Source organism: Planktothrix paucivesiculata PCC 9631 (assembly GCF_900009265.2).
In the GTDB taxonomy this organism is placed as follows: Bacteria; Cyanobacteriota; Cyanobacteriia; order Cyanobacteriales; family Microcoleaceae; genus Planktothrix; species Planktothrix paucivesiculata.
In genome coordinates, this window is sequence record NZ_LR735000.1 from 40655 (window position 1) to 66699 (window position 26045).

The following is a 26045-nucleotide window of genomic DNA, read 5'->3' on the forward strand; positions in this document are numbered from 1 at the left end:
AAAATAGTCTATACTTTGTTTCTCAGTTAGGATGAAACCATGACAACTCTAGTTTCTATTCCTGAATCTGCTCAGAAAACTCAATGGCAACCGGCGACCTGGGAGGATTATTTGGATTTTGTCAATAATCCTCATTTGCAGGACTATAATATTAGTTTTAATCAAGGCTATTTGTGGATTGATATGGGTAACGAAGGAATTAATCACGCTCGATTTAATGAATTATTAACTTTGGTTTTTGGGTTTTGGTTTGCCCGTCAACCTGATCTGTTAGTTGATCTTTTAGGAGGATGTGTGATTGAAAAACCTAAACAGCGAGCAGCTTCACCCGATAAAGTATTATATATAGCATTTTCAAATGAGGCATGAAAAAGCATCATATTTTTTGATATCAGGAAAATTGAACAACTTGAAATCAACTAAACATTTAAACAATCGCTTCATCAAAGTAAAGTTCTTACAGAAGCGGTAACACCGTCTAAGTAAGCTTTTTAATGATAACCAAATGGCTTCGATAGGATTTTCTTCGGGAGCATAAGGAGCAAATAAATGGCAAGTAACCTTCCATTCTTCTGGGGTTAAACCCTGATTAATTGACTGGAGTAATTCCCGCATTAATTCGCTTCTATGATAGGAGGCACCATCCCAGAAAATAATGATTTGTCGTTCTCGATTAAGTTGAATGAGTTCTTGAATAAATTTAACTGTTGAATCACTATTTCCGGCTTGATAAGCACGCACAATTAACTCGGGGTTTATTAGGTCTAAAGCTCCATAATAGGTTTGCCGATTCTTTTCATTACTCAGGGGGATTTTTAATCTTTCTTGGCTGTCTCCCCATCCATGACTAATCAGATCTCCTTCTAATAGGTGAACCTCGTCAAGAGCATATACAGCAATCTCTCCTGACTTAATTTTCGGCATAAGTTTCTCTAAGATAGACTGGATTTCTTGATTCCTTTTCTTCACAACTTCTGGCTCTTTACGAGGGTTCTTTCTTTCGGCTTTTTGCCAACTCACCTTGGCTTCAGCCAGTAAACTATAATAGCTTGTTGGAGACTGAAAAACCACATCATATTCTTCAATTAAATAACACTCTAGTTCAGACAAGTCCCAATATTTTTGTTCTTGGAGCCAAGTGATTACTTCTTGTTTCTCCTGGCTGGTTAAATAGCTTTTGCTCCCTTGATAAGATAATTTTATTCCTTCTGTCCCGCCTTCAGTAAATCCTTTTTTCCACTTACTAATAAAGCTTTTTGATATATTTAAAGATTTGGCAATTATCTCATAACCCCAACCTTGCAAGGCAAATTTTACAGCTAGTGCTCTCTTTAATTCTCTAGAATCGGGATTGCTTTTAATCAACTCATCCAATTCTTGAATTTCCTTTTTTATTTCTGGATTCTCCATATCATCTTTTTCCTAAACCTAGCTCTAATTTTATCATTCTCTAGGAACTTATGTTTACATCTCATTTGAAAATGCTATATTGGTGAAAATTCTCCCAAATGGCAAGAAGGAGAACCCCGCAGAATTAATTTAGAACAATGGCGAGTTCCCGATTTAGTGGGAGAAATTGCCGATACGACTTTAGCAATAGATTTAGATGAGAAAAAACAACTCTATGCTGGATTAGGAATACCGGAATATTGGGTAATTGATATTAGAGGAAAACGGGCGATCGCCTTTCGCTTACAAGAGAATGGAAAGTATCAAGAAATCAATACTTCTATTGCTTTAAATGGATTGCCGATCGCTTTATTAGAATTAACCTTAGAACAACTCGAAAAAACCAATAATTTTAACGCTGCTTTTTGGTTTTCTCAACAAATTGCTCATTTACAACAGCCTTAATCTCAAATCCCACCCATTAATTTAAAACTTCCATCCCCCGACGATAGAGCTCTCTGGCATAATCTGTCCAGGTTCCTTGTCCCCAATAGCGAAAACAACTGGTTTGTAATAACAAGTTATACAATAATGCTTGTTGATAATCAGATTCCTGAGTAATATTCGGGTTTTCTTGCACTAAGGAATCATACTTTTTATGAAAAGCAATACTTAATTCTTTCATGGGTTCCAAAACATTTTCATACCCTTGCACCCAACTTAAATTATTTGTCCAAGACGCGCCCTCCATTTGAAATTGATGATCGGTTTGTTTTAAACTAGCGATCGCTGTTTCCACAAGTTCCGGTGTTGCTTGATTCGGATCAACCTTTTGCCAAATTTTATGCTGATTAACAGCTTGACAAGCGGGGTAATCTTCTGGGTTAACTCCCGACGCTTCTAATAATTCTAAATATTCTGTGCCATTCATTGCCACAACCCCATTATTTTGATCCCGCAATTCATAGAAAATTCTCAAAAAATCCCGAGGGTATTCATTCATCATTACCCCGCCATTTTCGCCATCAGCAATTTGTGATACTAAAGGCGGAATATTAACCCCAGAAATTGATTTTTTTTCTTTAGTTTTTGCTTCAAAATATGGCTGCATTTGAGCAACTAATTTAGTATCCGATCCCTGGGTTTTAATTAAAGCAATCATACTCAAGGTTTCCCCCTGAGAATTGCGGGCAATTAAACGATTCGGAATATATTTTTGGTCGTGGGGTAATCCTAAACCTTCTAAGGTTTCAACGGAATGTTCCTGAACTAATAACCAACGATAACCGCAGGATTTCAAGGCTTTAATATATTCATATAAGGTATCAGGATGATTGGGTAAGTGCATTTCAGGAGGAGAAAAACCCTTAACTCGCTTTAAAGCATCTTCTCCAAAAATAGAGGCAAAATGATGTTGCCAGGCTTGAATTTGTAGTAAAATATCAGGAATAGGAGTCGAAGGAATTACCGCATGGCTCCACATCGTTCCTAACCATTCTACATAGGGTTGATAGTTGGGATCACAGGCAATTTTTTTCAGATCATTGAGAATATCATCCCGTCCCATTTGGCGTAATCCCCATAACAAATTCCCAGAATAATCCAGCATAATTCGAGGATTACAGCCTTGAGAAATTAATTCAGGAATAAACTCTCCCATCCGACGATAACACCAGGCAAAAACTTCCGCATTATGATTGTCACCCTCTTGGGAGTGTTCAAACATATATTGCAGATTGCTAATTAATTCCCCATTAATACCCCCGGGAATCGTCGGTTGATGAAAATGTAATGCACAGGCAAAACCGGCTTTAATTTTATCTAACTTTAAATTAGTTTGAGACAAAAATATAGGATTATTATGATTAACTAAGGCTTGAATTTCAGCTTCCCAGCCACAAAAATTAGGAAGACCAGAACGTAAGTCTTCTAAAATAGGGAAAGGTGTCAAAACGTTAGATTTTATCATGAAACTAAATCTTGAGCAATTGCCCGAACATAAAAATACAAATTCAATTATACTCTTGAATACAGATCTTAAAAACTTTTAATGCTTGGCAATATTCCCCCAGACTTGAGTAATCTGTTTAATCCGTATTCAACTTAACAAACTGGGGGTTTTGATTTTGACAATAAAACGCTATAATTCAGTCACCAGTTGGCAGTTAGCAGTTTAAGAATTAATAAATTAACTGTATACTCTTTAACTGATTACTGATAACTGATAACTGATAACTGATAACTGATTGGGTATGAGTATTAATTTTGGACGAGAAATCTGTGGTGATTTGACCAGTGCAGAAACACGGGAATGGCTAGTGACTAATGGCATCGGTGGTTATGCTTCGGGAACAATAGCAGGCTTACTGACACGCCGTTATCATGGTTTATTAGTAGCGGCTTTAAACCCCCCATTAGGAAGGACTTTATTAGTTACAAAACTAGACGAAATTGTAGAATATCATGAACAAGTTTATCCCCTTTATACGAATCGTTGGAGTGGGGGCGCAATTAATGGTTATGGACATCATCATATTGAAAAATTTCACTTAGACCGTACCATACCCACCTGGAAATTTGCCTGCGCGGACACCCTCTTGGAAAAACGGATTTGGATGCAGCCCGAGGCTAATATTACCTATGTTCGTTATAGCTTAACTCGGGCTTCTGGGCCAATCACCCTGACCCTAAAAGCGTTCGTGAATTATCGAGACTATCATAGCGATACCCATGCCTGGAATTGGAAAATGCAGGCGGAAGCGGTGGAAAACGGCCTATGTATTACCGCCTTTCCCCAAGCCAGCCCCATTTATTTATTAACTGATCGGGGAACGGTACAACCCACCCATCAATGGTGTTATAACTTTGATTTAGCTAGGGAACACGATCGCGGCTTAATGGATCACGAGGATCATCTTCATATTGCCACGTTCAGCGCTACCTTGCATCCCGGGGAATCCTTCTGTTTTGTTGCGAGTACCGAACCAAACCCGGGTTTAAACGCCGAAGCAGCCCTCGAACTCCGTCGCACCTACGAACGTAAATTATTAGGATATTGGCAAGATAGCTGTCCGAGCAATATTAGGGAAGTACCCGAATGGGTACAACAGTTGGTATTTGCCGCCGATCAATTTGTGGTGAATCGTGCTATTCCTGAAAATCCCATCGGTAAAACCATTATTGCCGGATATCCCTGGTTTGGGGATTGGGGACGGGACACGATGATCAGTTTACCGGGGATTACCATGACCACCGGACGCCTGCAAATTACCCGGGCCATTCTCTATACCTACTCCAAGTGTGTCGAGGAAGGAATGTTACCCAACCGTTTCACCGACACCGGAGAAACCCCGGATTACAATACGGTTGATGCTACCCTCTGGTATTTTGAGGCGATTCGTCAATATTATGACCTCACCGAAGATATTGATATTGTCGAAAATTTGTTTCCGGTTTTGGCCGATATTATTCAATATCATTGTCGAGGAACTCGCTACAATATTCACCTCGATCCGGCCGATGGTTTACTCTACGCCGGAGAACAGGGATCGCAGTTAACCTGGATGGATGCCAAAATTGGGGATTGGGTGGTAACTCCGCGCATCGGTAAACCCGTGGAAATTAACGCCCTGTGGTATAACGCCCTACGAATTATGGGAAAATTTGCCCGTCAAATTGGCAGACCCTATCAGGAATATGATGCCCTTGCCGATCGCGCCTTAGCTCGGTTTGAACGGTTCTGGAATCCAGACTTGGGCTATTGTTACGATGTGATTGATGGGATTTATGGTGATGATGCTTCCCTGCGTCCCAATCAAATTTTTGCCGTTTCCCTCCCCCACAGCGCCCTATCTCCTGACCAACAAAGGGCCGTGGTTGAAACCTGCGGACGGTATTTGTTAACATCATCAGGATTGCGATCGCTGGCCCCGAATCATTTCCATTATCGAGGATATTATGAGGGAAATCCGGTACAACGGGATAGTGCCTATCATCAGGGAACCGTTTGGGCTTGGCTGTTGGGGCCCTTTGTCATCGCTCATTTACGAGTGTTTCAAAATCCTACGGTGGCCCGCAGTTTCCTAGAACCGATCAGCAACCATCTGACCACCGGGGGACTGGGAACAATCAGCGAAATTTTTGATGGTAATGCCCCCATGTACCCCCCGGGGTTGTATTGCCCAAGCCTGGTCAGTGGGAGAAGTTCTGCGGGCTTGGTTAGCCACCGAACGTTAGATCGAGGGTCGTGGAAAATCATGGGTTTAAAGGCAGTTCTATTTGATTTTAATGGCATTATTATTAACGATGAGTCGATCCATGAGCAACTCATTGCCGAACTTTTGTTGAGTGAAAACCTCCGTTCTAAACCCGAAGAAATTCGTAAATTTTCTTTAGGACGGAGCGATCGCGCCTGTTTAACAGACCTATTAACCTATCGAGGTCGCGTTGTTAGTAATACCTATTTGAATCAGTTAATTGAACGGAAATCTATTAGTTATCGCAATTATTTAGAACAATTAGAACAACTTCCCCTCTATCTGGGTTTGGAGAATTTCCTTCAACAGTTACAATTGGCCGATCTAAAGTTAGGAATTGTCACCGGGGCTTTACGGGCGGAAGTGGAATTGGTCTTAACTCGCAGTGGGCTGAAAGATTATTTTCCGGTGATTGTGGCTGGGGATGATATTACCCTCAGCAAACCCGAACCCGAAGGCTATTTGTTAGGCCTGCAACGGTTAAACGAGGCTTACCCGTACCTGAATTTACAGCCGTCGGAATGTCTGGCCGTAGAGGATACCTGTGTGGGGATTATTGCGGCCGGGCGGGCCGGGATGCAGGTCGCTGGTGTTGCCCATACCTATCCCCTCCATATCCTGCAACGCTGGGCCAATTGGGCGGTGGATCGGTTCAGTGATCTGGAATTAGAGCGGATTCAAAAAAATTTTTTAGAGGAACCTTTGCAATCTCAAGTTTAGTTGTGTTACAATAAAAAGTTGGAGTCAGAGATCATTCCTCACACATGGATTCTTTGACTCTTACGGGGAATTAGCTCAGTTGGTAGAGTGCTGCGATCGCACCGCAGAGGTCAGGGGTTCGAATCCCCTATTCTCCATTAATTTTGTTGTACACAACAAACAGCATTAGCTAATTGTTGCCGTTCCTTTTTATTTGACCCTAGGAATGGTAGAATGTATTCTTAAAGTGTAGGTTTTATTTCTTATTCCTATAAGAACTTAATAAGTTGACTATTATGGCACAAATTTCTACCCCCGACGAAGGAGACAATGTTGTTAACCTTAGAGAATATTTACATGATGAAGAAAATATTTCCTATCGTGATTTTGATCAGATTCTTCATACAGCATCTGAAGTTTTAGAAAGATGTATAGATACAACGCAAAATGGTTCTGGATTAATTTACGGTCATGTCCAAAGCGGTAAAACATCTGTTATTCTAGCGACTATGGCTTTAGCCGCAGATAATGGTTTTAATAATTTCATAGTAATGACATCTAATCTGAATGATATCTATGAGCAAACACTTGATAGAATTAAAGGATCACTGGATAGTTTTCAAGTCTTTGGTAAGACAGAAATTAGACAAGCTTCAGGATCTACTTCTGGTTTACCTCTAGCTTTAGTCTGTTCTAAACATCCACGCAGATTGCGAGAATGTTTAAATATTATTCGGCAATCCCACTGGCAAAACCAACCAGTTATTATTATTGACGATGAAGCAGATCAAGCTAGTTTAGATACAAATATTAATGACCAAAATAAGCCTACAAGTGCTGTAAATAAAGCAATTATCGAATTAAGAGATTATCTTAATTCTCATACATACTTACAAACTACCGCTACTCCTCAAGCGTTGCTATTACAAGATAGTCAAAGTGATTTTAGACCAGATTTTGTAGTAATCACTACACCAGGTACAGGTTATGTTGGTGGTAACCACTTTTTTGCTAACAATAATTTCAATAATTCAGATCATATTCGTCTTGTAGAAATGATTGAGCTTGATGAACTGAGGACTAGCAAAAGTATTCCTAATACAGTCATAGAATCAATGTTAGTCTTTTTTCTAGGAGCAGCAATTTTAAGAATACAAGGCAATTCTAGAAGATATACATATCTGCTTCATACTAGCTTTAGACAGACAGATCATCAGTTAGCAGCAGCATTGGTAGATCAATTTAAGAATGACCTAACAAACCAACTTAGACAATTTCCTAATGACCCAATGAGAGGTGTGAATCATACAATCAGAACACAATTACAAGATGCTTACAATGATTTACAGCAAACTTTTCGGACTGTTCCAGCGTTTCAAGCTGTTTTAACAGAAATGGCAAGACTAATTACCTCCACCGAAGTTATAGAAATTAACTCTGATACAGGTGAAGGAATTCGACCTACTCCAACACGAAGACATACCCTCTATATAGGTGGTACAAAAATAGGTCGTGGTGTTACTGTTAAGAATCTTTTAGTTACTTACTATGGTAGAGATGCTCAACAACCGCAAATGGATACCGTTTTACAACACGCAAGAATGTACGGATATCGCCAAAATGAACTGCCGGCTACTCGGATTTATTTACCAGATCATTTAGCTCAGAGATTTGTTGATATCCATAGCAGTGATGATTCAGTTAGAGAGCAGTGCCAAGCAACTAATTTACCTATTCAAACAATTCCTTTAGTGACAAGAGGAATGAGACCAACCCGCCGTAATGTTTTAAATGAAAACACAGTTGATTTAGTCACTTATCAAGGTGGAAGCCAGTATTTCCCACCGCTACCAATATCTGATCCCAAGATTTTAGGCAATCAAACCCAAGAACTTGATACCCTGTTATCTGTGACTAAATATCCTAATCTACAACAACAATACACGGTAACAGTTGATGATATTTTAGAGATTTTGCAATTTAAATACCAAACACCCCAATCAGTTGTCTCTTGGGACGATGATTTGATTTGGCAAGCCATTTCTGCACTGCAAAATCAAGATAAATATCAAAATACTGGCTCATTAGTTATTATTAATCGAAATTCCGATTTAGAGAAAGCTGGGAGCCGAAGTTATCAGCAACTTAGTAACGTTATACCAGGTGGTCAGGGAAATATACCTTATGGTATTAATCCTAATTATCCTGCATTACTAATGACTCGATTAAGGGGTGAACTTAATCCTCCAGGTGGATGGCATGGAGTACCTTTCTGGGTTCCTGTTATCCGATTTCCCGATGGTAACTATGCGTTTTCTGTAAATAAAAGCTGAAATAGAGGTTTTTATATGATTCAAACTATATCGAAGTTAATCAATTTTGATCAGTTTCTGGACTGGAAACCTGAAAGCGGACAATACGAACTACATCAGGGAGTTGTTGTTGAAATGCCAAATCCAACGGGTAAACATTCAGCGATCGCCGGTTTTCTGACTATTGAGTTAGGTTTAGAAATCAGACGACTACAACTTCCTTACTTGATTCCCAAAGAATGTACAATTAAATTTAGCAATAACTCTGGCTACGATCCTGATCTGATTATATTAGATAAACAAGCCGTAGAAGCCAATGAATCTCGATGGGAAAGAGAATCAGTTATTACTCAAGGAGATTCCATAAAATTAGTTGTTGAAGTTGTCAGCACCAACTGGCGCGATGATTACGCCCACAAAATGATTGATTATGAAGCATTAGGCATTGCTGAATATTGGATTGTTGATTATTTGGGGTTAGGAGGTAGCCGTTATATTGGTTCTCCCAAACAGCCAACTTTATCAGTTTATAAGTTGATTGATGGTGAGTATCAAATCAAGCTATTTCGAGACAATGAAAGAGTGGAATCAGTAGTTTTTCCAGAATTAAATGTGACCGCCGGGCAGATTTTCAAGGGTGGGTAAGTATTCATAATTCTGCTTCAATCATCCTCTAGTTTCAGTAATTGTTGGTCAAGGATTTGGATACGCTTTTGGGCAACTGTTTCTGATAAAATTCGTTTCCGCATTGCTTCATTAAGAACCCCTTTTTCCGCTAAGAGTAAACGCCGCCGAATCGCGTCTAATTTACTAATATAATCTCCCTTAGACTGTTCAAAATCTACCGGACGCCGATTATAAAATTCTCGCAAAGACTTTTCGGATCGGGCTATTTTTACCTGATAAGTGGAACGCATTTCTTCATAGACCGATTTAGGTAAAATTCCCGACTTTAATAAACTATCCAATTCATCCTGGGCGGCTTTAGCGGTAATTAATTCCGCTTGCCATTCTTCCACCCGTTGCTGTGTCAAAGAAACCGTTGATAAATTCAAACGTTTAACCACCCCAGGTAAACTTAAACCTTGCCCGACTAAGGAAACTAAAACACTACCAAAAACCAGGGTAATTAAAATATCCCGTCCCGGAAGTGTGGTCGGTAAACTTAAAGCCAAAGCCATGGATAGGGAGCCCTTAATATTCCCAAAAAATAACAAATGTTGCCAACGCAGAGGAATTACCCGGTCAAACCGACTCGCCAACGCTAACAGGGGATATACCGTTAAACCCCGGGCGACTTGGTAAACTAAAACCGCTAACAAAACCGCAGGTAAGGTTTGCCAGAAAGTTACGAGGTTGATTTCTACCCCAATTAATAGAAAAATAAAGGTATTAACAGTAAAACCCGCATATTCCCAGAAACTCAATAGGGTAATCCGACTGGAGGCTGTGGTTTGGCGAGACAGTCCCAGATTTCCAAAAATTAATCCCGCTACGACTACCGCCACCGCACCGGATACCCCTAGCAAATGTCCGACCTGAAAAGTGCCTAATGCTACGGCTACGGTGAGTAATAGACTATTCAGGGGATCATCTAACCGGGCAAATATAGGGATAGTTAAGTAGCCTAAGACCAACCCCACCAGACTCCCGCCAACGGAGCTAAACAGCAGTTGTTGGAAGCCTTCTAGGACAGTAAGGGAACCTGTGGTATAAAATTGGGCAATCAAATCAAAGCACACCAGAGCCGCCGCATCGTTAAACAGGGTTTCCCCCTCCACAATAGTTGAAAGTCTCGACGGGACTGGAATTTCCTTAAAGACGGCAATCATGGAAACCGTATCGGTGTTGGCTAACATCACCCCCATAAATAAGGCGGGTATCCAATCGAGTCCTAGGCCAAATTTCAATAAAACGGCAATAATTCCACCGGAACAAATCGCCCCAGGGCCAGCTAACAGGGCAATGGGTTTAAAGGTGCTGCGGAGACGACTGACATCGGTATTAATCCCGGCTTCAAAGAGGAGAATGGGTAAAAATAGATTGAACACTAAAACCGGATCTAAACCCACGGATTTAGAGAGAAATCCTGAAAAGGGCAAACCAGCCAGCACTAAACCTGTAACGTAGGGAATCCCAATCTTGCGGGAAAATAGTGCCACACCCGTCGAAACCAGTAGGAGAATAATTGAAATCCTGACTAATTCGGTAACATCCACTCTCAATACTGCTCAATAATAAGTCTTTAAATATTAACAATTAACCTTGCCAGACGGTAAGATTAATGTCAACCCAAAATTAAGGCATTGCTATGTATGTTCTAATCGGTGGCGGGGGATTAGTGGGGTTAAGTTTAGCCCAAAAGTTACTAGAACTTGGCCATACGGTGGCAGTAATTGATATTGATCCCACGGCCTGTCGTTATGCCCGGGAAAAAATTGGGGCGATGGCATTTGAAGGGAGTGCGGTGAGTACGGATGTGTTATTGGAGGCCGGAATTCGGAAGGCGACTTCTTTGGCGGCGATGCTCAGAAGTGATGCCCTGAATTTAGCCATGGTCACCCTCGCGAAACATTACGGAGTTCCCCATATTTTAAGTCGGATGCGCCACCCCGATTTTGCCGAGCCGTTGCGTTTGTCGGGCGCTAATCATATTGTGAGTACCGTGGAATTAGGGGTATCTACGATGGTGAATGCCATTGAGTATCCGCAAGTGGAATCGATGATGCACTTTGAGCAAGGACAAATTGAGGTGCTCAAGCTGCCGATTCCTAATCGTTGTCGTGTTGCAGGTCGGAGTGTGGCGGAAATTGCTCAGGATGCACGGTTTCCCGAGAGTTCTCTCATTGTCGGTTATCAACCTCACCCCCACGATGATTTGATGATTCCGAATGGGAGTACGGTTTTAGAACCCGGGTCTACTGTATTAATTGTGACTAAACCGGGATCATTACATCAAATGATTGATTTTATCGGTGTATCTCCATCTTAAAATTCCTTTGTGTCTTCGTGTCTTTGTGGTTAAATTCAGCCTAATCCTTACCTAAATAAAATTGATTAGATTAGTTAAATCTTTAACTCTTTTTGCATTAATCGCTGTTTCAAAGGTTCAGGATCACCCCGACCAACCACTTGACCATTTTCTAATAAAAACGCCCCATCACTATAGTTTAATTCCTCTAAACGGTGTGTTACCCATAGGGCGGTGATGCCGCGGGTTTTTACTAACCGTTGGACTTCAACGACTAAATCATTTTGACTATCGGGATCTAATAATGCTGTGGGTTCATCTAATAATAATACTTGGCAATGTCGGGCTAAGGCTCCGGCGATCGCAATTCTTTGTTTTTGACCCCCACTTAAGGCATAAATCGGACGTCGCTGTAACTCCAATAATTTCACCGCCGTTAAGGCATCTTCTACCCGTTGTTTCACTTCAACCCAGGGTAACTTATCCTCCACTAATCCAAAGGCTACATCCGCCCCTACCGTTGGCATAACTAATTGATGATCAGGATTTTGAAACACAAACCCCACCCGTCCTTGGAGTTGGATTTCTCCCGATTTCGACTCTAATAACCCGGCTAATAGTCTCAATAAGGTGGATTTTCCACTGCCATTAGTCCCTAAAAGCATCCAAAACTGACCTGGAGGAACATCCAGGGAACAGGATTTTAAGACCTGCGCCCCGCTTGGCCAACTAAAGCATAGTTCTTGTACCCGTATCGCTGGACTTGAAGATTCCATGCTCGTTGTTGTTCCCTCTATTCTGCCTTTGCACCCACAAAACCCGGAGGTCTCCCCGCGGCATTTCCTCCGGTTTTATCGGAAATTTGTACCGCAGAAATCTCACTACTGAGAATTGCCAGTTTCTTATCTGTGATTTTATCGCAGGTAAATTCTAAGACCTGGGCATTTCCTCCCCGGAGTGCCTCTAAAATCTGATTGTAAGCCCCTTGGGCATCCTCAGCAGATTTTTTTTGAATCGATAAAGGGGTGGGAGTGTATTTAACAATAATGTCTACGGTGAACATAGGATCTCAAAAACCGTTAATAATTTCAATTTCTTACTATATCGTTTCCAGCTAACCCTGAACCGCATATTGTTGTAACTGATTCAGAGAAACCACTTCTAACGCCCTAGCATGGGTTGATTCTAACACCACCGGGGGCGCGACGCCCGCATCCAGGGCTTCTTGCCAACGGGAGGCACACAAACACCACCGATCCCCCGATTTTAACCCCGGAAACCCAAAGGCCGGGACGGGGGTGCTCAGGTCATTTCCTTGGGCTTTTGTATATTCCAGGAATGCTGGGGTCACTTGGGCACAAATCACATGAACACCCAAATCCTGTCCCCCAGTATAACAAAACCCATCACGATAAAATCCGGTCATCGGATCGGAGCAACACATTTCCAATTTTCCGCCTAAAACATTTCTGGCTTCTTGCATTATTTTTCTCTCAACTTCAATTCACTCTACCTTAAATCATATCCCCGTTGTTGCGCCGTTGTTGCGCTTCAGCGCATCTTAAACTACAACCCCAACAAAATTTCTGCCAAATATTCATATTGAGATAAATGATTATAAATTTGAGCCGAAATTCTCATTAAGGACATAGTTTGATCTTCCCAAGGCATAATTGGCACTTCAATTTGATAGTCTTCCCAAAGTTTTTGATTCAAATCGGAATAATTTTGCCATCTTTCCCCTAAAGGTAAAACCGCCATTGAACCGATCATATCATCAGGACAGGGTGAAATTATTCCTATTTTTTCTGATAATAATTTTCGGGCATTTACCACTAAATTATGATTGGTTTTAATTAATTCTGACCAACCTCCGGGTAACAAAGAACCCATAAATTTAATTGCTTCAGGAATACATAAATAAGCACTAGGATCGGGGGTTCCTGTCCAGTCAAATTCCAATAAAAATCGAGAGCGATCGCTGCGGGTAGAATTAGCTCCATGACTAATAGTTACCGGACGAATTAATGATTGTTTATCCTGTTGTACCGATAAAAACGCGGCTCCCTTGGGTGCAGATAACCATTTATGACAATTTCCCGTATAGTAAGTTGCCCCAATTGCTTGTAAATTTAGCTCTAACATTCCGGGTGCGTGGGCACCATCAACTAAAGTATCTATTCCTAAATTATTTAATTTTTTAATAATCTCTTGAATCGGGAAAATTAACCCGGTTTGGCTGGTAATATGATCGATTAAAACTAATTTTGTTCTAGGAGAAACCTTTGCCATCACCGCATCAATAATTTGTTCCGATGAATGGATAGGAAAAGGAATATCTGCTATAATAATTTTAGCTCCGGTGCGACTGGCAACAAAATCTAATACATTTCGACAGGCATTATATTCATGATTGGTTGTTAGTAATTCATCTTGTTCTGAGAAAACCAGCGATCGCAAAACCGTATTTACCCCCGTTGTCGCATTGGGAACAAATACTAATTCCTCTGGATTTGCACCCACAAAATTAGCTAATTCAACTCTAGCCTGATCGAGTAAAATTTCATATTCTCGGGCATAAAAATGACAAGGTTGTTGTTCAAGTTGTTGGCGAAATTGAGATTGAGCATCTAACACCGGAATCGGACAAGCACCAAAAGCACCATGATTTAGAAAAGTTACCTTTGGATCAAATAACCAATATTGAGAAAAGGGAGAATATTCAGGTTTAGTGTTTAAAATAGCGTCTTTCATGTTTAATTAAATTAACAACTATAGCAATCCTATTTGAGTAATATTTTTTGAAATTTAATCCTTGTGGTAGGGGTAATTCATGAATTGCCCCTACCATAACCTATTTAGGATTGCTATATTTGATCCTAAACCAATTCTGAACTTAAAAAAATCCTATTTTTTTGACAAAATCTTTCCCAAGTCCAGTACATTAGAAATACCGTATCGATCCCAAAGGTTTATGATCCTAGCCAGCTTTTTTGGGTTCTGGCGACATCTAAAATCGGTGAAGTGGCGACCTTGTGCTATTCATACCCATTTAGTTAAACTGATTCAGCGCGGTGCTGATCTCGTCGCGGAGCAATTAATTGTCCTGTTTCCCATCCTCATGAAACAGATTAAAAGAACTCAGCGACGGATGATTCGTTTCTGCCGTTTTTTTCTATATTTGAATCCCACAACCTTTAAAAAACTGATTCAGGCTACCCTAGAACAGCGTCTACCCGGTTTTGCGGCGGAAATGGCTTATCATGCTACCTTAGCATTATTTCCGGCGGTATTAGCCCTATTAATTGCCTTAAGTTCCTTTGAATTATTGCAAACGGAAGTCTACCGAATGGCAACTTTACTGAGTCAAATTGTCCCAGAAGATGTCCAGAATTTAATCGGAAATGGAATTGATCATTTATCTCTAACGCCGAGTTCGGGTTTACTTTCGGTGAGTTTTATAGCTTCTTTGTGGGTCTTTTCCGGTGTAATTGGTGCGGCGATGACCGCCTTAAATCATATTCATGGAGTGGAAAAAACTCATCTTAGACCCTTTTGGAAAAACAAATTAATTGCCCTATCCCTAGCTTTAGGAACCCTATTATTATTAATAATAGCTTCCGCATTGGTATTAGTAAGTGATATGATTGTTGAAGGAATTGCTCGTCAAAGTTGTATGATTGAAACCATCGGAAATTGTGCCTTAGAGGATTTAGCTATTTGCATGATTCAACCGCCAGTACAAAATTGTTTATTAGAATCAAGCCTATTAGAAACCTGGCAAAAACTACGCTGGCCAATTACTTTGGGAATTGTTTCTACTAACTATGCTTTTATTTATCGTTACGCGCCAAATTACCGAAAACACGGAACTCCTCTGATGCCGGGAGCAATTTTAGCCTCTGTATTTTGGGCTTTAGTATCTAATTTATTTCGTTTATATGTTTATTATTTTGGCAAATTTAATATTACCTACGGTACAATTGGTGCGTTTGTAGTTTTGTTACTGTGGTTGCAAATTAGTTCCTTAATTATGCTAGTAGGGGCTCAACTTAATGTTATTGTGGGGGATGAAATGAAATCCTCACCCCCCTAGAAGTACGGTGATTACCAAACATCATACGTAGGGCTTGCTGAAAAAAGGCGAAAAGCCAGAACAGAGGGGAGGTGAAGACAAGAAAAAATGAATCAGGTGCAAGGGATGGGTGTAAAATAACGCAAAAACCTTGCATGAGTCGGTGAAAATGTACCGTAAAGACGAGCAACCAAGGACACCACCCGAAGAGTTCAAACTGCCATTTGAGGGAAAACTCTCAGAAGAGAATCGGTGGGTAATCATGGCCCAATGGATACCGTGGGCAGAATTTGAAGCGGAATACGCAGAATTATTCTCATCTGTTATGGGAGCACCAGCCAAAACATTTAGAATGGCATTGGGAGCCTTAATCATTAAAGAAAAATTAGGGATAAGTGATAGAGAGACAGTAGAACAAATCAAAGAAAATCCCTACTTGCAGTATTTTATTGGGTTGTCCGATGCAATATATTAAACGAAACTTAGGACATATAGACCAAATAATCGCCAATAGAGGGAGGCTGGATGAATTGAATGACAGACAATATAAGAGTTTATTAGTGGTATCAGAAGTTTATCGTCAACAGCAATGGATGTATGATCATAACAAACAAAGTATTTCCGACAGAATCGTAAGTTTAAGCCAACCCCATATTCGTCCAATTGTCCGAGGAAAAGCCGGAACGTCAGTAGAATTTGGAGCCAAATTGTCTGCTAGTTGTCTGGATGAATATGTATTTCTTGACCGGATTAGTTGGGATAATTTTAACGAATCATGTGATTTAAAAGCACAAATAGAGGCTTTTAAAGAATATACGGGACATTATCCTGAGTCAGTCCATGTAGATAAAATTTACCGAACTAGAGACAACCGAGCTTGGTGTAAAGAAAAGGGGATTAGAATGAGTGGCCCCCCGTTAGGTAGACCTCCAGTAAATATTAGTAAAGCTACTAAGAAGCAGGCGTCAGAAGATGAAAAGATTCGGAATTCTATTGAAGGCAAATTTGGCCAAGGAAAAAGAAGATTTAGCCTGAATCGGATTATGAATAAACTAGCTCATACTTCCGAAACGGCAATTGCTATTACTTTTTTAGTCATGAATCTCTCTGTGATTCTTAGACAGATTTTGGGGTCAATTTTTTTATTCCATTACTTTTTTCAAGTCATTGATTATGACAAGTTATCTCTTAACTCATTACCTCGAAAAAAACTTATCTGACCTTCTGACTTCATTAGACATCTCCGAAATAAAAATGGGGAGGGATACTTGATGGTAAAATTAGATTTTACCCCAAGGAGAGATGACTAAATTAAGAGGCTATCTGGACAAGAATCCCCAGCAAACAAAAAGGCTATTGTCGATGAACAAATCTTACTAACTCTAATTTATCTGCATCAGATGCCCACATTTCAAATGTTAGGGTTACAGTTTGAAGTGAGTGAATCAACAGCGAATGATATTTTCCATAACTGGATAAAAATCTTCAGAGAATTACTGCCAGCCAGTTTAGTTGAGCAAGTAAAAAAAAACGAGAGTGATTGGGAGTGGGTAGAAGAAATTCTGCTGGAATTTGAGTTAATAGTAGATAGCTATGAACAGCCCATGCAAAGACCAATAGACAACGAAGAGCAGAAAAAATATTACTCAGGAAAGAAAAAAACACATACGTTTAAAAATCAAGTCATTGTCATGCCGAGCGGGAAAGAAATAGTGGATGTAGCTGTGGGTTATACCGGAGCAACAAGCGATCTGAAATTGTGGAGAGAAAGAAGGGAGGAATTGGGGAATCATCAAAAATACAGGGGGGATAAAGCTTATGTAGGGGAAACAGCAATTAATACACCACATAAGAAACCGAGGAATCAAGAAATATCCCTTGAACATCGAGAAGAAAATCGGTTAAAAGCCAAACAAAGGATTGTAGTCGAACATTTAATAAGACTGATAAAAATTTATCGAGTTGCTTCCGAAAGATTTCGGTTAAAGAGCCAAAATTATGAAGCAGTAATCTTGACAGTATGTGGACTAATAAGATGGCGAATAGGAGCGATTGTATTATCATCTAAGAATTGCCCAGAATACTTTTGAAAAATGATTGAATATCAGAAATAAAATTCATTAATTATTATTAATGTAACTGAAAAAGCCTATGAATCCGTTACTTTAGGAGAACCCGGCACAGGAGTGCTAGAGGCTCAAAAAGTAGCGATAGAGGGCGTTTGAGGATTTTCGGAGATGTCTAATCAATTCTTTCTTGATAGTTAACTTTCATATTTATTTTATTATGATATAGTTTCCCTGTTCAATGTATTACTATCAACAAGATGGCTAAACTCAATAAATTTAAGGCTTTTTCCCTATCTACCTTAGTCTATGGGATAGCAATATTAACCTTTTTACCCATTTCCAAAGCAGAAGCCGCAACAAATTTTAACTGTCCGGGTCAATTTCCTCAAAACAGAATGCAGTTTTCTGTGAGTTATCTTGATGGTCGATTTACAACCATTACGTTAACCCCTCAAAGTGGCCCACCTCGCACCAATCAATTAAGATATGATCGACCCAACGAGCGGGGAGAATTAGTCTATCGGGGGGGTGATATGGGAGGCGCTGATATCATCGTGATCGACTTATCAAAAGGAGCCGTACAACCTGGGACACAGGTTTCTGTTTCGCTGGATGGACAGTGGGCGAGGGGAACTTGTCGGCTCTAATTCAGTTAACTTTTAAAATAGGACTGATACGGAAACCGAGTTTTTGATTGATAAACGCGGTTTCTGGGAAAAATATTCTAATTCTAAAAGAATATATAATAAAGATAGATTTTAATTTAGATAAAATCAGGAGTAACAAATGGAAGCAATTACGATTAAAGTTGATAATGAAGTAGCGAAGCTTTACCAGGAAGCGGATAGTAATAAACAAGAAAAAGCAATTTGGGTTTGTAGTCTGATTCTAAAAGAATTATTAAAGCCATCTGATTTTGATGAGATTGTTAAACAAGTAAGAGAAGAAGCTAAAGTTAATGGTTTAACTCCCGAAATTTTAGCCGAGTTATTAGAAGATGAATAAACTTAGAACTGTATTAGATACAAATATTTTTATTAGTGGTTTATTGTTATCAGCATCAAAAGCTCAACAGGTTTTTGATCAAGTTACTGAAAGCCAAATTCTCTTGATATCTGACAGCACTTTTGTCGAAATTTATCAAACTTTTATTCGTCCTAAATTTGATAAATATGTATCTTTAGAAAAAAGGTTGAATTTTATTGGAAGTTTACGGCAAAAAGCAGAAATAGTGAATGTTACTGAAACAATTACTATTTGTCGAGATGCTAAAGACAATAAATTCTTGGAATTAGCAGTAAGTGGGAAAGCTGACTTAATTATTACAGGAGATCAAGATTTATTGGTATTAAATCCTTTCAAAAATATTGAAATTATTACTGTTAATGAGTTTTTAATAAGGTTTAATTAATGATCTTAGTAGCTCTCGGGTCACTTACCCTAAAATCATAACACTTATAAATCTATTTGTCAAGCAAAATATTTTAATTTTATTCAATATGATTTGTCATTTTATGGTTGGTATTCCGGGTTCGGGAAAGTCAACGGTTGCTCAACAGCTTGCGGATCTCACCCAGGGTTTAATTATTTCTACAGATCGAATTCGAGAGCAACTTTATGGGGATGAAATTATTCAGGGAAATTGGTTAGAAATTGAACAAAAAGTGTTGCAAGAAATGGAACAGGCGATCGCATCTTCTCAACCGATTATTTATGATGCGACCAATGCTTATCGACCTTGGCGACTCGATATATTAGAAAAAACTGCTCTAATTTATCCTGAAATCCCTCGATCTTGGATAGCTTGGGTGTTAGAAACTCCCATAGAAATTTGCAAACTGCGAAATCAAAATCGCCAACGTCAAGTTCCTGAATCTGTGATTGAACAAATGGAAAAAGCGATCGCCAATTTTCCTCCCACTCCCTCGGAAGGATTTATCAAAGTTTATCGTTTGAAACCAGATAATTTAGACTTAAAAACTCTAGTTAACAATCTAATAATTTAAAACCTCGTTTCATACTCAAATCGAATTTCACTCTCATTCCTAAAATTCGTAACTCCCCGCAACAATATATTATCATTAAGACGATAATTAATATTAAATTGAAACGGTTGATCCGCAGCTAAGACCCGACTTAAAGAAACATAAGCATTATCAGTCACATCTAAACCCACTTCAATTCCCACTCCTAAAGCGGAAGCTGTGCCCTTGGAACCGCGTTCGGCTACTCGTGAGGGATAAATCCTAAATTCCGTTAATCCCGTGGCGTTAATCACATTCTGTTGGAGTTTACCAAATAATCCGGTACTGGCAATATTTGCTAATACTAATGTACTATCATCTTGGATGCCTTGAATTACACTTCCCCCCAATAAAGCGACTAATTCATTTTGAGAACGGGACGGAGAACTTTGTAACTTAATAATATCATTAATTTCTGAAGCCGAGCCGCGAACAATAGCAGTAATACGAATAGTTCTAACGGTTCCCAACCGAGAGGGACTCAAGGCTTCGGTTTGTTCCGCCGGAAAAGCTGAAGGGGGAGAAACAAACCTTAAAGTTTCAGGAACACGGGTAACTAAACGCACATCTAAAATCGGATCTAATCCCTGGGAAGGGACAAATATTGCCCGTTGGGGATAGCCTCTATCTAACCTTAATTGACTGGTATAAAGATTCACCTGTCCCCCAGTTAAGTCAATAGTTCCTTGAGGACGAATATTATCAAGACTGGCTAAACTTCCATTTAATTCAATCGTTCCTTGGGCATTAAAATTAATTAAAGGTGCATTTAAAATTGGAGGAGTCATAACTTGAATATTATCACCTAATGTTAATTTTAATCCATTTAAACTAACATCGACAGGAGGTGGAGTTGTACTAATTGTATCTGTGGGTAAGGTAGCAGTTTGTTCCGAAGGTAAAGTCACTTTTCCTTGACTTAAGATGACTTCTCCTCCTAATTTTGGTTTTAAGACTGTGCCTTTAATAATAATAGCACCGTCGGCATTTCCTTTATAGAGTTCTGGTAAATTAAGCGTTAATTGTTCTAGGTCTAATTGTAGAGGAGTTGACCGATCCGGGTCATTTTCCTCTAAGAGATAAGACACGGGTAAAACCCCATTTAATCGGATATGTCCGGTTCCTTTATCTCCTTGTAAATCCCCTTCAATATCTTTTACTTGAATGCGATCGCCAATAAATACAGCAGTTCCACTTAATCCGACAATTGATTGTTCTAAACTGCGGGCGGTTAAAACTGCATCTTGAATTTTAAATAATCCTTCTGGTTTCAGATCTAGTTTAATTCCTCCGGTTTCCGGTTGTTGTAAACTCCCACTAATTCTTAATTGAACTAATCCTTTTCCTTCCTGCCAATTTAACTCAGGATTGAGCAAATTGATCACAGCTAATCCTTGATCTTTAATATCAACTCGGACATCTACTACATCACTTTCTGAAGAAACTTTAGCAAAGGGTAATTTAAAGGGTAAAGTTCCCCTAAAACTAATCGGATCGGTTTCGGTAACTAACAAACTCCCACCAAATCTTAGTCGAGCATTATTATAACTAAAACTGCTTTGAGCTTCTTGAATCGGTTCATCATTAACCGTTGCTTCTAATAAGGTTAATTCCCCCGATGATTGGGGATTCTCTAAAGTTCCAGCAATACTCGCCCGAACATTCAATTGTCCGGTTAAATCCACATTTGGCAAATCAACAATTTTCTCAATTTCTTCTAAGCGGATATTTTTTCCCCGAAACTGACCTGATGTTTGTTGATTGGCTAAATTCAACTGTCCGCGAAAATCATATAATGCCGATCCTGCACGCAATTGGATGGGTTCAACTCGCACCACATTATCGGCAAAATTTGCTTCTAATAGGAACTGATCGGCGGTATATCTGCCATAATTCCAGTCTTGACCTTTGATGGTTGCTGTTGCATTAATTCCCGATGGAATTGAACCTTGAAAGGCAATTTCCCCGGTAAATTTTCCATCTAAATCCTGTAAAGGAGGTAGGGGTTGATCGGCAATTTCTGCTAGGGATTGTTGTAAAATTTGTCTAATTTCTTCTAGGCGTTGTAATTGTTCAAATAACGTAGCAGTAGGGGGTAAACCGACGGGAACAGGCTTGACATCGGCCGCTATTCCATAGTTTGGGGGAGTTAATCCCCGACCAAAATCCGCTAAATTAAAGATTTTTAAGGCAGTTAAAACGTCCTGTAAACTCCCTTGAGGAATTTTAATTGTACCTTCAAATTGATTGGATACAGTAGATAAATTGGTGGTTTGAGGTGTAGAAAGACTCGCTAAAATCTCAGAAACATTGGCTTGACCATTAATTAAAATCTGAGTCATTCCTTTACTCAATTCAGCATCAATTAACTTAGCAATCCCATTTTGATAACTAAAATTTCCCAAAAATAAATCGGTTTCAATATGACCTAAAATTAGGTTCTGGATCGCAATATTTCCGATTACCCCTATTTTATTAATATCAAAACTGGCTAAATTAGAGACGGTTAATTTTCCCGATGCTATACCTTTTAATTGTCCAATATTTAGTTCAGCTAAGGGAGATAAACTTAATGTTTGTAGAGGAAAGTCGTCTAAATTAATCTCTAAATTATTCCCTTGAGAGTTTCCGACTAATTGACTATCATTCCGTTTTACTAAAAAGGAAGTCGGTAAATACTGATTATCCAAAGCTAATTCTATTTTATCCCTTTCTCCCGCTAAGGCAATATTAACTTGTTGATTCGGAATAATATTAACAGTTCCTGCTAGAATGGGTTCAAAGGTGACATCTCGGACAGCAAAGTTATTTAATCTTAAATTTCCGTTTAGGTTTAAAGCCGAAGGAGTTCCTGTTAATTTACCATTAAAATCAACAATTCCCGCCACTAAAGCACTTTCTCCCGTGGTAATTTCTAAGGGTAAAGCCGTTAATAAATTTTGAACTAGGGGAGATTGTAAATCAAAATTATCAGCCCGAACATTCAGGTTTAAATTAGATAATTGGGGAATACCATTTCCTTGAAATTCCACCCCAATTAAGCCATCGGTTGAAAATCCCTGGGTTTCCGCTTTTTTAATATTAATTTCTCGACCATTCCAACTAGCAATGGCTTCAAAAGGTTGTTTAATAATCGGTAATTCTGTGAGTCGTAATTGACCTAATGCTTGTATAGTCTTAGGATTAAAACTATTAAGGTTTCCTTCTCCGGTGATTTCAGTAGTTAATAATCCTCGCAATAAAGGCATATTTTCAGCTTGCTGTAATAGTCCATTTTGACGCAGATTAGTAGGGATTTGAGATTCGACTAATTGAGAGAATCGACCTAAAGCAATTTGATCTCCTTTAATAGTTGTTTTCCATTGTCCTTGTCGAGTTTCTCCGGTTGCTAAAATGACTCCTCCATCTCGACCTAAATTGACTTGACTATCGAGAAAAGCTATTAAGTTATTCGGGGAAAAATTAGTGAGATTTCCGTTAATTTTTGCTGACCCTTGTAGGAATCCTCCTTGGAAATTTAAGGCGTTAATTTCAGCTAATAAACTAGGTTGTAAATTGGCTAAAGGTAATCCGAAATTAATTAAGGGTTGTAGAGGAATTTGATCGGTGATTACTTGACCTGTTAATTGATTATTTGCTAATTGTCCTTCTGCGTTAATAATTCCACCAAAATTCCCTAAATTAACCTGTGCTAATCCCGTAGCAATCAGAGTATTAAGATTAAAATTAGTTAAATTTCCGGTAAGATTTCCTTCTCCGTTTAAACGACTATTACGAAAGTCTAAGGTTTGAATTTGATTCTGGAGGTTTGGGGGTAAATTAGCGAGGGGTAAACCTAAATTAATCCAAGGATTTAACTGGATTTCTTGGGCGTTAAATTGTCCTTGAAATTGTCCTTGATTGAGTTGACTATTGGTGGTAATTATTCCCCCTAATTGACCTAAATTAATGACTGTTTTCGCATTTCCATTAAAGTTATTGGGGCTAAAATTATCAATTTTACCGGATAGAGATCCATCAATTTGTAAAGTTCCTTGACTGATATCTAAACTCTGAATTTGAGAGGTGAGAGCATCGGTTAATTTAGCAAAGGGTAATCCAATATTAATTAATCGAGGTAAAGATAAATTATCGCTAGAAAAATCCGTTTGTAGTAGTCCATTTTGGAGTTGGGAGATCGCCTTAATTGTGCTATTCTGAAAATTAAGTTGAATTTGACTATCTGCTTTTAAGTTATTGAGGGAAAAATCTTGCAAATTTGCCGATAGCTGCGCGACTAAATTTAACTGACCATCGGTTAAATCAACGGATTGAATTTGTTGTTTAGTCTGATCAGGAATGGCTGCAAATAATAGACCCAAATCTACTAACGGAGTCAGGGAAAGTTGATTAGCTATGACTTCAGCATTCCAAATCTGATTATTAGTTTGTTGTGCAATAAGATTCAGATTTCCTTCCGCAATTTTAATCTGTGCTTTCGCCGTATTGCCTGAAAGTTGAGCTTCCCCTAAAATTGGATAAATAGCTGAAGGTAAGGAGAATTGAGTCTGGGCTTTTAAGTTTTCTAAATCCCCAGAAATTTGACCATTTGCGGATAGATTTCCAATCGGAAAACTGGGTGTAAATTCATAGGATTTAGCGATCGCATCTACAGGAATATTATCTACTATAAAATCTAATTTAACAATCGGATTGAGTTCGGTTTTGGGTTTTGAAATCTGAGGATTTGGCGGTAGTTTCGGAAGTATTTTTTGATCAACCGTCGTCTGGGGTTTAATCGGGGGTGTTAATAAACCCGTCAGTCTTGCTAATTTAATTTCTCCTTTTCCTGTAACTGATCCCCCAAGGGAAGGTTGAATTAATAGGTTTTGAATCTGAATAATTGGATCGGCTAAAATCTTGAAATTTGGATCAAGTTTAGTTAAAATATTAAAATCAGTTTGAATATTATCGAAATAAATGCGATCAACTAAAGTTTGTTGAGTTGTAGCGATATTTCCTGAAAGTTGAGGGGCGTTTAAATTTCCTTTTAAGTTAAGATTGGCTTTCAATTCTCCCGCAACAGGAAAGGGTAAAATTAAAGGTTTTCCCTGAATCGTTTCCACGGTTTTTAACAGGGTTGAAACTTGCACAGGTTGTAAATTAGCTGCCAAATTTAATTGAGTTTTAGCCAAGTCTAAATCAGAATTAGTTAAAACTGATCCGGTTAATCCCAGTGCCAAATCTCCCATAGTAGTATTCAACTGATCAATGATCAATTGAGTTCCTGAAAAGCGCAATTTAGCTTGACTCAGATTAACAGGTTGAGGAAGACTATCAACAGCAACTTTAACCTGATCTAAATTTAGTGTTCCTTTAATATCCAAGGGTTTATAATTATTTAATTTAACGTTTAAATTTGTATTGAGTCTTCCCTGTTTAATAGCAATCCCAGGAGTTTCTACAAACCAAACTAAATGACTTAAATCCAAACGATTAGCTTGAATTTGAGCATTAACTTTTCCCGTTTCTAATAAGGCATCTGCTTTGATCGCAAAAGTACCTGTTTCTGCAAATTTTCCCCTTAAATCTGCTTGAATTTGCTGCTGATCTTCGGTTAAATTAGCTTTGATTTGCTCCACCGCAATAACAATCGGCTTTTCTTTGGCTTTTAAAAGCGCGTAGGGCACTAAATTAATTTGAGCATTTTCAATCCCAATGGTTCTAAAAACCAACGTAACCGGAGGATTTGGATCTAATTTAAGTTTAGTATCAATCCAGTTTCCCGATGAATTTTGTTCAATATAAATATTAGGATCAACCAGAGTAATATCCAGTTGAACTTTAGGTTGAAATAATGATAAAAGAGAGAAATTGACCTCTACAGCCCCCACTTCCGCCCTATCCGTATCCGTGGCGGTGGCGGGAATCGACGAGTGACCAAAACGAATACTATTTAGGGTAATTCGTTCAACGGGGCCAACATCAGCAGGCCGTTGTAGAATCCCTTCTAAGACATTACTAATGATGGGGGCTAACCGATACCGAATCAGCCAACTAGCGGTTGTTCCCACGGTTAACAGCGTAATTCCGCATCCTACACCCCCCCAAATCAGGATGCGCTTTAACCGTCGTCGTGGACGTACTATCGATTCAGAATTGGGATTCGGTGAATTAGGCATCTCAAATCTGGCTCTAAGTGAATCAACACAATATTATAGAAGTAATGCAGACTTAGAGAACCTGCTCCAAAACCCACAAGACTCCCACC

At 39.1% G+C, this 26045-nt stretch carries 20 protein-coding genes, 1 tRNA gene and 2 pseudogenes; 15 read left to right on the forward strand and 8 right to left on the reverse strand.

All coding sequences use genetic code 11. The features are described 5' to 3' along the window. Positions 1-39 precede the first annotated feature (39 nt). Positions 40-369, forward strand: a complete 330-nt coding sequence (locus tag PL9631_RS04145; RefSeq protein WP_083617352.1) for a PDDEXK family nuclease — start codon at positions 40-42, stop codon at positions 367-369. On the opposite strand, the gene PL9631_RS04150 is transcribed toward PL9631_RS04145, so the two are convergent. Continuing rightward, positions 355-1410: an IS630 family transposase gene (locus PL9631_RS04150; RefSeq protein WP_083617354.1), complete on the reverse strand. Its 1056-nt coding sequence runs from the start codon at positions 1408-1410 to the stop codon at positions 355-357. The genes PL9631_RS04145 and PL9631_RS04150 overlap by 15 nt on opposite strands. Positions 1411-1488: 78 nt before the next feature. On the opposite strand from PL9631_RS04150, the gene PL9631_RS04155 reads away from it, so the two are divergent. Then, on the forward strand, positions 1489-1854 hold the full coding sequence (locus PL9631_RS04155) for a Uma2 family endonuclease (RefSeq protein ID WP_083617356.1): 366 nt from the start codon (positions 1489-1491) through the stop codon (positions 1852-1854). 16 nt (positions 1855-1870) lie between these two features. Here the strand turns inward: PL9631_RS04155 and PL9631_RS04160 are convergent, their stop codons facing one another. After that, complete coding sequence (locus PL9631_RS04160; protein ID WP_083617358.1) at positions 1871-3358, reverse strand: glycosyl hydrolase family 57; 1488 nt, start codon at positions 3356-3358, stop codon at positions 1871-1873. A 283-nt stretch (positions 3359-3641) separates the two neighbouring features. Here PL9631_RS04160 and PL9631_RS04165 point away from each other — a divergent pair. From PL9631_RS04165 to PL9631_RS04185, 5 genes and pseudogenes are all read left to right on the forward strand, one after another. Further along, positions 3642-5625, forward strand: a pseudogene (locus tag PL9631_RS04165) (amylo-alpha-1,6-glucosidase). Between the two features lie 20 nt (positions 5626-5645). Further along, complete coding sequence (locus tag PL9631_RS04170) at positions 5646-6365, forward strand: HAD family hydrolase (protein WP_156090452.1); 720 nt, start codon at positions 5646-5648, stop codon at positions 6363-6365. A 64-nt stretch (positions 6366-6429) separates the two neighbouring features. Further along, positions 6430-6502 (forward strand) — tRNA-Ala (locus PL9631_RS04175). Between the two features lie 138 nt (positions 6503-6640). Beyond that, on the forward strand, positions 6641-8677 hold the full coding sequence (locus PL9631_RS04180) for a Z1 domain-containing protein (protein ID WP_083617360.1): 2037 nt from the start codon (positions 6641-6643) through the stop codon (positions 8675-8677). Positions 8678-8692: 15 nt separating this feature from the next. Continuing rightward, entirely contained in the window at positions 8693-9301 is a 609-nt protein-coding gene (locus PL9631_RS04185) for a Uma2 family endonuclease (protein WP_083617362.1), read from the forward strand. Positions 9302-9318: 17 nt separating this feature from the next. Here the strand turns inward: PL9631_RS04185 and PL9631_RS04190 are convergent, their stop codons facing one another. Further along, positions 9319-10875, reverse strand: coding sequence for a cation:proton antiporter (locus PL9631_RS04190; RefSeq protein WP_083617364.1), 1557 nt, complete (start codon positions 10873-10875; stop codon positions 9319-9321). A 92-nt stretch (positions 10876-10967) separates the two neighbouring features. On the opposite strand from PL9631_RS04190, the gene PL9631_RS04195 reads away from it, so the two are divergent. Then, a complete protein-coding gene (locus PL9631_RS04195) occupies positions 10968-11648 on the forward strand; it encodes a potassium channel family protein (protein WP_083617367.1) in 681 nt (226 codons plus the stop codon). 74 nt (positions 11649-11722) lie between these two features. On the opposite strand, the gene PL9631_RS04200 is transcribed toward PL9631_RS04195, so the two are convergent. From PL9631_RS04200 to PL9631_RS04215, 4 genes are all read right to left on the reverse strand, one after another. Next, the gene (locus PL9631_RS04200; protein WP_083617369.1) at positions 11723-12403 is read right to left on the reverse strand and encodes an ABC transporter ATP-binding protein; all 681 of its coding nucleotides are present in this window, start codon (positions 12401-12403) and stop codon (positions 11723-11725) included. A 17-nt stretch (positions 12404-12420) separates the two neighbouring features. Next, the gene (locus tag PL9631_RS04205; RefSeq protein WP_083617371.1) at positions 12421-12690 is read right to left on the reverse strand and encodes a hypothetical protein; all 270 of its coding nucleotides are present in this window, start codon (positions 12688-12690) and stop codon (positions 12421-12423) included. Between the two features lie 51 nt (positions 12691-12741). Next, positions 12742-13110: a DUF2237 family protein gene (locus PL9631_RS04210; RefSeq protein WP_083617373.1), complete on the reverse strand. Its 369-nt coding sequence runs from the start codon at positions 13108-13110 to the stop codon at positions 12742-12744. Positions 13111-13193: 83 nt separating this feature from the next. After that, on the reverse strand, positions 13194-14381 hold the full coding sequence (locus tag PL9631_RS04215) for an aminotransferase class V-fold PLP-dependent enzyme (RefSeq protein WP_083617375.1): 1188 nt from the start codon (positions 14379-14381) through the stop codon (positions 13194-13196). 220 nt (positions 14382-14601) lie between these two features. Here PL9631_RS04215 and PL9631_RS04220 point away from each other — a divergent pair, with 220 nt between their 5' ends. The 7 genes and pseudogenes from PL9631_RS04220 to PL9631_RS04250 all read left to right on the forward strand — a co-directional run bounded on the left by PL9631_RS04220 (position 14602) and on the right by PL9631_RS04250 (position 19777). Then, positions 14602-15723: a YihY/virulence factor BrkB family protein gene (locus PL9631_RS04220; RefSeq protein ID WP_083617429.1), complete on the forward strand. Its 1122-nt coding sequence runs from the start codon at positions 14602-14604 to the stop codon at positions 15721-15723. A 148-nt stretch (positions 15724-15871) separates the two neighbouring features. Continuing rightward, positions 15872-16922, forward strand: a pseudogene (locus PL9631_RS04225) (transposase). Positions 16923-17072: 150 nt separating this feature from the next. After that, complete coding sequence (locus tag PL9631_RS04230) at positions 17073-17792, forward strand: transposase (protein WP_269321674.1); 720 nt, start codon at positions 17073-17075, stop codon at positions 17790-17792. Between the two features lie 236 nt (positions 17793-18028). Beyond that, the gene (locus tag PL9631_RS04235; protein ID WP_083617377.1) at positions 18029-18418 is read left to right on the forward strand and encodes a hypothetical protein; all 390 of its coding nucleotides are present in this window, start codon (positions 18029-18031) and stop codon (positions 18416-18418) included. A 139-nt stretch (positions 18419-18557) separates the two neighbouring features. Continuing rightward, a complete protein-coding gene (locus tag PL9631_RS04240; RefSeq protein ID WP_026796555.1) occupies positions 18558-18776 on the forward strand; it encodes a hypothetical protein in 219 nt (72 codons plus the stop codon). Next, complete coding sequence (locus PL9631_RS04245) at positions 18769-19182, forward strand: putative toxin-antitoxin system toxin component, PIN family (protein WP_083617379.1); 414 nt, start codon at positions 18769-18771, stop codon at positions 19180-19182. Before PL9631_RS04240 ends, PL9631_RS04245 begins: the two co-directional genes overlap by 8 nt. A 103-nt stretch (positions 19183-19285) precedes the next feature. Further along, entirely contained in the window at positions 19286-19777 is a 492-nt protein-coding gene (locus PL9631_RS04250; RefSeq protein ID WP_231516637.1) for an ATP-binding protein, read from the forward strand. Here PL9631_RS04250 and PL9631_RS04255 read toward each other — a convergent pair. Next, positions 19774-25956, reverse strand: a complete 6183-nt coding sequence (locus PL9631_RS04255; protein ID WP_083617383.1) for a translocation/assembly module TamB domain-containing protein — start codon at positions 25954-25956, stop codon at positions 19774-19776. The two genes, PL9631_RS04250 and PL9631_RS04255, sit on opposite strands and share 4 nt — an antisense overlap. Between the last annotated feature and the right edge of the window lie 89 nt (positions 25957-26045).

Coding starts and splice junctions, on each gene's coding strand:
- PL9631_RS04145 (WP_083617352.1), top strand. CDS start 40: ATGACAACTCTAGTTTCTATTCCTGAATCTGCTCAGAAAACTCAATGG.
- PL9631_RS04210 (WP_083617373.1), bottom strand. CDS start 13,110: ATGCAAGAAGCCAGAAATGTTTTAGGCGGAAAATTGGAAATGTGTTGC.
- PL9631_RS04245 (WP_083617379.1), top strand. CDS start 18,769: ATGAATAAACTTAGAACTGTATTAGATACAAATATTTTTATTAGTGGT.
- PL9631_RS04200 (WP_083617369.1), bottom strand. CDS start 12,403: ATGGAATCTTCAAGTCCAGCGATACGGGTACAAGAACTATGCTTTAGT.
- PL9631_RS04220 (WP_083617429.1), top strand. CDS start 14,602: ATGATCCTAGCCAGCTTTTTTGGGTTCTGGCGACATCTAAAATCGGTG.
- PL9631_RS04250 (WP_231516637.1), top strand. CDS start 19,286: ATGGTTGGTATTCCGGGTTCGGGAAAGTCAACGGTTGCTCAACAGCTT.
- PL9631_RS04195 (WP_083617367.1), top strand. CDS start 10,968: ATGTATGTTCTAATCGGTGGCGGGGGATTAGTGGGGTTAAGTTTAGCC.
- PL9631_RS04170 (WP_156090452.1), top strand. CDS start 5,646: ATGGGTTTAAAGGCAGTTCTATTTGATTTTAATGGCATTATTATTAAC.
- PL9631_RS04185 (WP_083617362.1), top strand. CDS start 8,693: ATGATTCAAACTATATCGAAGTTAATCAATTTTGATCAGTTTCTGGAC.
- PL9631_RS04240 (WP_026796555.1), top strand. CDS start 18,558: ATGGAAGCAATTACGATTAAAGTTGATAATGAAGTAGCGAAGCTTTAC.
- PL9631_RS04215 (WP_083617375.1), bottom strand. CDS start 14,381: ATGAAAGACGCTATTTTAAACACTAAACCTGAATATTCTCCCTTTTCT.
- PL9631_RS04205 (WP_083617371.1), bottom strand. CDS start 12,690: ATGTTCACCGTAGACATTATTGTTAAATACACTCCCACCCCTTTATCG.
- PL9631_RS04160 (WP_083617358.1), bottom strand. CDS start 3,358: ATGATAAAATCTAACGTTTTGACACCTTTCCCTATTTTAGAAGACTTA.
- PL9631_RS04235 (WP_083617377.1), top strand. CDS start 18,029: ATGGCTAAACTCAATAAATTTAAGGCTTTTTCCCTATCTACCTTAGTC.
- PL9631_RS04150 (WP_083617354.1), bottom strand. CDS start 1,410: ATGGAGAATCCAGAAATAAAAAAGGAAATTCAAGAATTGGATGAGTTG.
- PL9631_RS04180 (WP_083617360.1), top strand. CDS start 6,641: ATGGCACAAATTTCTACCCCCGACGAAGGAGACAATGTTGTTAACCTT.
- PL9631_RS04255 (WP_083617383.1), bottom strand. CDS start 25,956: ATGCCTAATTCACCGAATCCCAATTCTGAATCGATAGTACGTCCACGA.